Below are 7071 nucleotides of genomic sequence, written 5' to 3' on the forward strand. Positions count from 1 at the left end.
GCGGGCCCGCGGGCGACGGCCCGCCGCGGGACGCGCAGGGCGACGGCCCGCCGCGGGACGCGCAGGGCGACGGCCCGCCGCGGGACGCGCAGGACATGCATGCCGGGACGCGGCATGGCTCTACAAGGGATGGCCTGGCGCGGGTCGGGGCGCGGCCGGGACGCCGCCGCGCCACACCCCGCCCGATGCACAACCACCGGGGGCGGGACATGCGGGACGGGCTGATCGGGGTTTTGAATGCCGGCTCCTCCTCGCTCAAATTCGCGGTCTTCGCCGGCGAGGACCGGCTCCTCTCCGGCCAGGTGGACGGCATCGGCGTGAACCCGCGGGCGCGGGCGAAGGATGCGGCGGGGCAGGCGGTGGCGCCGCCCCGGCTGGACCCGCCGCCTTCCAGCCCGGCCGCGGTGGTGCCGGCGCTGATCCCCTGGCTGCGGGATTGGCTTGGCACGCGCCGCATCGCCGCCATCGGCCACCGGGTGGTGCATGGCGGCACGCGCCACGCCGCGCCGGTGCGTGCGACCCCGCAGGTGATCGAGGCGCTGGAGGCGCTGGTGCCGCTCGCCCCGCTGCACGAGCCGCACAACCTCGCGCCCATCAAGGCGCTGCTGGCGCTGGACCCGGAGCTGCCGCAGGTCGCCTGCTTCGACACCGCCTTCCACCGCACGGTGCCGGAGGTGGCGCAGGCCTTCGCCCTGCCGCTGGCCATGTTCCGGGAGGGCATCCGGCGCTACGGCTTCCACGGCCTGTCCTACGAATACATCGCCTCGGTCCTGCCGCGCATCGCGCCGCGCCTGGCGGCGGGGCGCTGCGTGGTCGCGCATCTCGGCAGCGGCGCCTCCGCCTGCGCCCTGCTGCGCGGCGAGTCCCAGGCGACCACCATGGGCTTCACCGCGCTGGACGGGCTGCCGATGGGCACCCGCAGCGGGGAGCTGGATGCCGGCGTGGTGCTGCACCTGATCCAGCAGCGCGGCATGGATGCGGCGCAGATCCAGGACCTGCTCTACCGGCAATCCGGGATGCTGGGCCTGTCGGGCGGCCTGTCCCCCGACTTCCGCGACCTGCTGGGCAGCGAGGATCCGCGCGCGGCCTTCGCGGTGGAGGTGTTCTGCTACCGCGCGGCGCGGCAGATCGCGTCCCTGGCCTGCGCGCTGGGCGGGCTGGACGGCGTGGTCTTCACCGCCGGCGTCGGGGAGAATGCCGCGCCGGTGCGGGCGCGGATCTGCGCCGCGTTGGGCTGGCTGGGCCTGCGGCTGGACCCGGCGGCCAATGCCGCGCATGGCCCCCGCATCAGCGCCCCGGGCAGCGCGGTGGAAGCCTGGGTGGTGCCGACCGACGAGGAGCGCATGATCGCCCGCCACACCGCCGCGCTGGCCTTGGGCGGCTGAGGCGCGCCGCGTCCCGGCCTGCGGCCGGGGGGGTACGACGCCCCGCGCCGCCGCGTCGCCGGTGCCCGGCCCGGGGCGGTCAGCCCAGCGGCGTCACCCGGCGCGTGCCCGGCCGGTCCAGGTCCAGCGCGGGGCCGATCGGCACCACGCCGGTCGGGTTCACCGCGGGATGGCTGCCATAGTAGTGCCGCTTGATGTGGCCGAGATCGACGGTCTGCGCGATGCCGGCGTGCTGGTGGAGCGAGCGCGTGTGGTCCCACAGCGCCGGGTAGTCGACGATCCGCCGCAGGTTGCACTTGAAGTGGCCGTGATAGGCTGCGTCGAAGCGGATCAGCGTGGTGAAGAGCCGCCAGTCCGCCTCCGTCGCATGCTCGCCGCAGAGGAAGGGCTGACGGGACAGCCGCGCCTCCAGCCAGTCAAGCGTCTCGAAGAGGGGGACGACGGCTTCCTCGTAGGCCGCCTGGGTGCGGGCGAAGCCGGCGCGGTAGACGCCGTTGTTCAGCGTGGCGTAGACGCGCTCGTTCACCGCCTCGATCTCGGCGCGCAGCGGCGCCGGGTACCAGTCCCCCGGCGCGGCGCCCAGCGCGTCGAAGGCGCTGTTGAGGATGCGGATGATCTCCGCGCTCTCGTTGTTCACGATGCTGCCGGTCGCCTTGTCCCACAGCACCGGCACGGTGACGCGGCCGCTGTAGTGCGGATCGGCCTTCGCGTAGATCTCGTGCATGGCGGTGGCGCCGTTCACGGTGTCCGGCACCACGCCCTCGCCCGGGGCGAAGTTCCAGCCCTGGTCGCCCATGTGCCAATGGGTGACGGAGACGGAGATCATGTCCTCCAGCCCCTTCAGCGCGCGGAAGATCAGCGTGCGATGCGCCCAGGGGCAGGCGAGGGAGACATAGAGGTGGTAGCGCCCGGCCTCCGGCGCGAAGCGCCCCCCGGGCGCGATGCCGTCGCGGAAGCTGGTCTGGGTGCGCTGGAAGCGGCCGCCGGCGCCGGTCGCGCCCACCTCCTCCACCTGCCAGACGCCATCCACCATCCTGCCCATGCGCGAAGCTTTCCTTGATGCGCAGCGGAATCACGCCTCCGGTGGCGCCGGGCAAGGGACCCGGCGCCCTTCGGCGATCCGCTGCTTCATTGCAGCGGGATCTCGCCTCCGGTGGCGCCGGGCAAGGCGCCCGGCGCCCTGTGGCGATCCGCTGTCGGCGCGGATATGGGGGCAAGGCGGGCCGCGTTCAGGCCTCCGTCGCCATGAAGCGGAAGCCGTCCCCCCAGCGCGTGACATGGCCGGTGGAGGGGGAGGGGAAATGCCCCGTGCAGACCAGCCGCCCGGTGTCGCAATGGCATTCCAGGAATTTGCGGCGCGTCGCGGCCGATTGCGCCTGGTCCACATCGGCGCGCATGGACAATTCCGGGTAGCGCGCCTGCAGCGGCGAATGGATCAGGTCGCCGGTCAGCACGGCGATGGTCTCGCCCTTGCCGAGTTCCACCGCGAAATGGTCGGGCGTGTGGCCCGGTGTCGGCGTCAGCCGCACATGGTCGTTCAGCGCGCTGTCCGTGCTCACCATCTCCGCCCGCCCGGCGGCGACGATGGGCAGCACGCTGTCCTCCAGGATCGGGTTCGGCGCCTTGGCGTGCTCGGCTTCCCAATACGCGTATTCCTTGGCGCCGAAGATGTAGCGCGCATTCGGGAAGGTCGGCACCCAGCGGCCATTCTCCAGCCGGGTGTTCCAGCCGACATGGTCCACATGCAGGTGGGTGCACATGACGTAGTCGATCTGCTCCACCCCCACGCCGGTGGCGGCCAGGTTCCGCTCCCAGGTGTCGGAGGTCTTCATGTTCCAGAAGGGCCGGTTGGGCCGCGGCTTGTGGTTGCCGACGCAGGTATCCACCAGGATGGTGTGGTGCGGCGTGCGGATCAGGTAGGACTGGATGCAGAGGTTGAGCTTGCCGGTCGCGGCGTCGATCGCCTGCATGGCCTCCAGCCAGGGCCGGTTCTCCGCCAGCACCTCCCGCGTCAGGGTCGGGAAGAATTCCAGCGGGTCGAAGAGCGGCGACTGCTCCTCGATCACGCGATGGATCTCGAGGTCGCCCAGCGTGAAGCGCGTGCCCATGGTCGTCTCCTGCCCGGCCGCGGCGCCGCCGCGGCCTTCTCGTTCGGTGCCCGCGCCCCGGCTGTCCGGCGGCCGCGGGCCACGCCCACAGGGTACGCCATCACGCCCGCCGCGCCACCACCGCCACCGGCCCGCCGCCATCCGGCCCCTGGTGCTCCGCGCCGCCACTCACAAAAATGTCGGTGCGGCCGACCGCGCCGGCGATGACGCCGCCGACCAGGGCCCGCGCATGCCGGGTGGCGTTGATGTCGCTGTCGTCCCACATGATGTGGCGGCGGCCGCGGATCAGCCCGGTGGAGGACGGCTCGGCCTTGGCCAGCACCGCCGCCAGCCTCTCCTGCTGCCCGGGCGGCAGCTGCCCGTCCTCCGGCCGCAGCCCGGCGCCGCGCAGCGCGGCCTGCACCGCCGGCAGGTCGATGGCATCGCGCATCACCGCATGCGCGATCGTCAGGTCGCCGGCCCAGGCCGGCGAGTTGCCCAGCACGATCACCTCGTTGCGCAGCAGCTCGACGCCGGCCGAGGTGCTGGCGACGCCCGAATGCAGCGACCAGTCGGTGCCGATCGCCGCCTCCGGCACCGCCGCCACCTCGCCCAGCGCCAGCGCGACGCCCAAGGCCGAAGCGCCGCGCGACAGGCCCATGGAATGGTAGGTGTCTTCCGTCGCCACGCTCATGCCCCGCGCCTTCGCCGCGGCGATGCGCTCGCTGGTCAGCAGCGGGCATTTCACCTGCACGTAGTGGACGGCGGCCGGGTCGGCGATGCCGGCATCGGCCATGGCGGCGCGCACCGCCGCGGCCGTCGCCAGCACCTGCGGCGTGCGGCCCACCTCCTCCGGCGCGAAGTCCGGCGTGAAGGCCGTGCCGATGGCCAGCGCGCCGGCCGGGTTCGGCGCCGCGGCCTCGCCCACGGCGAGGACCAGGAAATGCGGCGACAGGCCGCCCTCCGTCCCGCCCGACATCACCATGGCGATGCGCGCCGCCACCGCCTCGGGATCTTCCCCGAGACGCCGGCCCAGCATGAAGGACAGCGCCTGCACGGCGTAGGCGCGGGTGAAATCGTTGACGCAGCCATTGCCCTCGGTCTTGCCCAGCACCGCGACCACCTGGCGCGGGTCCAGCGCGCCGCTGTCGAACAGTGCCTCGATCGTCGCGGTGTCGCCGGGATGGCGCATGGGGACGCGGTGCAGCAGGGCCTGGCGGGCTGGCATGGGGCTTCCGTACTTCCGATTCGCTGGCATGGTATCGGCCCGACGACAGGAGGCGAGGCATGTACGAAGCGCGCGAGCGGCCGGCCGACGGCTACAAGGCGATCCCGGCGGTGTTCCAGTACAGCGCGGGGGTGGCGGCGCTGCCCGGCTTCCGGATCGAGCGGGCGCGCTTCGCCGACCCGGTGCCGCTGGCCCAGGGCTTCGCCCGCATCGCGGACCACCTCAAGGGCCTCGGCCGGCCGCTGACCGCCTTCTGCCAGTGCGAATTGCGCTCCCCCGGCCAGTTCACCGAGGAAGGCTTCCGCCAGTTCAACCTGCACTATGCGAAGACGCTGGAGGAGTGGGGCATCCTGGCCGAGGGCTGGAACCCGGTGGCGCGCAGCAATGTCTGCCCGGAACTGACCCCGCCGGCCGAGCCCGGCTTCCACGCCTTCAGCTACACCATCCCCGATCCCGGCGCCGCCCCGACCTTCGTCACCGCCGGCAGCGGCGAGAGCACGGAGGGCAAGGGCAGCTACGAGGAGAAGACCATCGCCCTCGGCGACCTCTCCCCGGCCGGCATGCTGCGCAAGGCGCAATTCGTGCTGGACGAGATGGAGCGGCGGATGGCGGCGCTCGGCGGGTCCTGGGCGACGGCCACGGCGGCGCAGGTCTACACCATCCACGACATCCACCCCTTCCTGGGGACGGAGCTGGTCCGGCGCGGCGCGGCGCGGCATGGCGTGACCTGGCACCATTGCCGGCCGCCGGTGGTGAACCTGGAATACGAGATGGATGTGCGCGGCCTGCCGCTGGAGCGGGTGATCGCGTAAAGGTCCTTTACGCCGGCGCCGCGGGATTCACATGGCGCCTTTACGCCCGACGGCACGAGGGTGGGGGTGGAGGACCCCATGCCACCCACTACCACCCTTGCCGTTCCGACCGATGCCGTGCCCGCCGCCGCCTGGCTGCCCCGCCTGCCGATCGCGCCGGGCGACGCGCTGCTGCTGGATGAAGCCGCCGCGGGCCCCGATGACCGCGTGCTGATCCTCGGCGCGCCGAGTGCCGAGCTGCTCTGCGCCGCGCTCCGGCATGGCTGCCGCGCGGCGCAGGAGGCGAGGACGCCGCCGAAGCATCCCGACCCCGCCGATCTCGTCGTCGCCGTCGTCGGCGCCGCGGCGCCCGATGCCGCCGCCATCGCCACCTGTGCCCGCCGCGCGCTGGCGGACAGCCGGGCCGGACGGCTGGCGGTGCTGCTGCCGGCGGCCGGCGCGCTCGCCCGGTCGGTCATCGCCCGGCTGCGCAGCCTCGGCTTCGGGCGCATCCGCCGGCGGCCGCGTGCCGATGGCGCGCTGCTGCTGGTCTGCCGGCTGCAGCCGGTCCTCGCCACGGCCGGCCGCCGCTGAGCCGCGGCGCCGTCACCGGAGCATCCATGCCCATGCACCAGACCCTGTTCGAGGGCGCGATCCCCGCGCTCGTCACCCCCTTCCGTGCCGAGGATGCCGGGCTCGACCTTCCCGCGCTGGTCGCCCTGGCGCAGCGCGCCTGGCGCCGCGGCGCGGCCGCGGTGGTGGTCGGCGGCAGCACCGGCGAAGGGCCGGCATTGCGGCCGGAGGAACATGCCCAGGCCGTGCGTGCCGTCGCCGATGCCGGCGTGCCGGTCATCGCCGGCGTCGGCGCGCCCTGCACCGAGGCGGCGGCGCTGCTCGCCCAGGCGGCCGAGCGCTGCGGCGCCGCGGCGCTGCTCTGCTCCGCCCCGCCCTATGTGAAGCCGGGGCAGGACGGGCTGCGGGCGCATGTCCGCGCGGTGGCCGCGGCCTCCGGCCTGCCGGTGGTGCTGTACGACGTGCCCTCGCGCGCCGGTGTCGCCTTCGCCGACGAGACCATCGCCCGGCTGCACGAGGCCAACCTGGTCCACGCGCTGAAGGACGCGACCGGCGACCTGTCCCGCGTGCCGCGGCTGCGGGCGCTGTGCGGCGCCGGGCTGCCGCAGCTTTCGGGCGACGACGCGACGGCGCTGGCGCACCTGGCCATGGGCGGCAGCGGCTGCGTCTCGGTGAGCGCGAACCTGGTGCCGGCGCTCTGCGCCGCGCTGCAGGGCGCCTGGCGGGCCGGCGACCTGGCCCGCGCCGGGGCGCTGCGCGACCGCCTGGCGCCGCTCGACGCCGCGCTGTTCGTCGAGAGCAACCCCATCCCGGTGAAGGCGGCGCTCGGCCTGCTGCGGCTGTGCGACCCGGTGCCGCGCCTGCCGCTCACCCGCGCCGGGCAGCCGACCCTCGCCCACCTGGCGCGCATCCTCGGCGAGGTGATGGCGGCGGAGGAGGCCGAGGCGCGGGCCATGGCGGCGGGCCGGCCGCGGGTGGCGGCGTGATCGCCGGGGGCCCGGGGGAGC

Annotated in this window: 7 protein-coding genes; 4 read left to right on the plus strand and 3 right to left on the minus strand. The window is 74.2% G+C overall.

Features of this window, described 5'->3' with window-relative positions; genetic code table 11:
• Positions 1-209 precede the first annotated feature (209 nt).
• The gene (locus tag E2C05_RS26520) at positions 210-1385 is read left to right on the plus strand and encodes an acetate/propionate family kinase (protein ID WP_133222669.1); all 1176 of its coding nucleotides are present in this window, start codon (positions 210-212) and stop codon (positions 1383-1385) included.
• A gap of 79 nt (positions 1386-1464) precedes the next feature.
• On the opposite strand, the gene E2C05_RS26525 is transcribed toward E2C05_RS26520, so the two are convergent.
• The 3 genes from E2C05_RS26525 to atzD all read right to left on the minus strand — a co-directional run bounded on the left by E2C05_RS26525 (position 1465) and on the right by atzD (position 4700).
• The gene (locus E2C05_RS26525) at positions 1465-2427 is read right to left on the minus strand and encodes a glutathione S-transferase family protein (protein ID WP_133222663.1); all 963 of its coding nucleotides are present in this window, start codon (positions 2425-2427) and stop codon (positions 1465-1467) included.
• 187 nt (positions 2428-2614) lie between these two features.
• On the minus strand, positions 2615-3493 hold the full coding sequence (locus E2C05_RS26530; protein WP_133222664.1) for an MBL fold metallo-hydrolase: 879 nt from the start codon (positions 3491-3493) through the stop codon (positions 2615-2617).
• 100 nt (positions 3494-3593) lie between these two features.
• Complete coding sequence (gene atzD / locus E2C05_RS26535; RefSeq protein WP_133222665.1) at positions 3594-4700, minus strand: cyanuric acid amidohydrolase; 1107 nt, start codon at positions 4698-4700, stop codon at positions 3594-3596.
• A gap of 59 nt (positions 4701-4759) precedes the next feature.
• Here atzD and cnbZ point away from each other — a divergent pair, with 59 nt between their 5' ends.
• The 3 genes from cnbZ (at position 4760) to dapA (ending at position 7050) form a co-directional block, all read left to right on the plus strand.
• Complete coding sequence (gene cnbZ, locus E2C05_RS26540) at positions 4760-5512, plus strand: 2-amino-5-chloromuconate deaminase CnbZ (RefSeq protein WP_133222666.1); 753 nt, start codon at positions 4760-4762, stop codon at positions 5510-5512.
• A 78-nt stretch (positions 5513-5590) separates the two neighbouring features.
• Positions 5591-6085 carry a hypothetical protein gene (locus tag E2C05_RS26545; protein WP_133222667.1) on the plus strand — a complete coding sequence of 165 codons (495 nt, stop codon included), beginning with the start codon at positions 5591-5593 and terminating at the stop codon, positions 6083-6085.
• A gap of 32 nt (positions 6086-6117) precedes the next feature.
• Complete coding sequence (gene dapA, locus E2C05_RS26550) at positions 6118-7050, plus strand: 4-hydroxy-tetrahydrodipicolinate synthase (RefSeq protein WP_240046905.1); 933 nt, start codon at positions 6118-6120, stop codon at positions 7048-7050.
• Positions 7051-7071 lie beyond the last annotated feature (21 nt).

It is taken from the genome of Paracraurococcus ruber, from assembly GCF_004353985.1.
GTDB lineage: Bacteria > Pseudomonadota > Alphaproteobacteria > Acetobacterales > Acetobacteraceae > Paracraurococcus > Paracraurococcus ruber.

Excerpts from the sequence above, each read along its gene's own strand:
- E2C05_RS26520 (WP_133222669.1), top strand. The coding sequence starts at position 210 with ATGCGGGACGGGCTGATCGGGGTTTTGAATGCCGGCTCCTCCTCGCTC.
- E2C05_RS26525 (WP_133222663.1), bottom strand. The coding sequence starts at position 2,427 with ATGGGCAGGATGGTGGATGGCGTCTGGCAGGTGGAGGAGGTGGGCGCG.
- E2C05_RS26530 (WP_133222664.1), bottom strand. The coding sequence starts at position 3,493 with ATGGGCACGCGCTTCACGCTGGGCGACCTCGAGATCCATCGCGTGATC.
- atzD (WP_133222665.1), bottom strand. The coding sequence starts at position 4,700 with ATGCCAGCCCGCCAGGCCCTGCTGCACCGCGTCCCCATGCGCCATCCC.
- cnbZ (WP_133222666.1), top strand. The coding sequence starts at position 4,760 with ATGTACGAAGCGCGCGAGCGGCCGGCCGACGGCTACAAGGCGATCCCG.
- E2C05_RS26545 (WP_133222667.1), top strand. The coding sequence starts at position 5,591 with ATGCCACCCACTACCACCCTTGCCGTTCCGACCGATGCCGTGCCCGCC.
- dapA (WP_240046905.1), top strand. The coding sequence starts at position 6,118 with ATGCACCAGACCCTGTTCGAGGGCGCGATCCCCGCGCTCGTCACCCCC.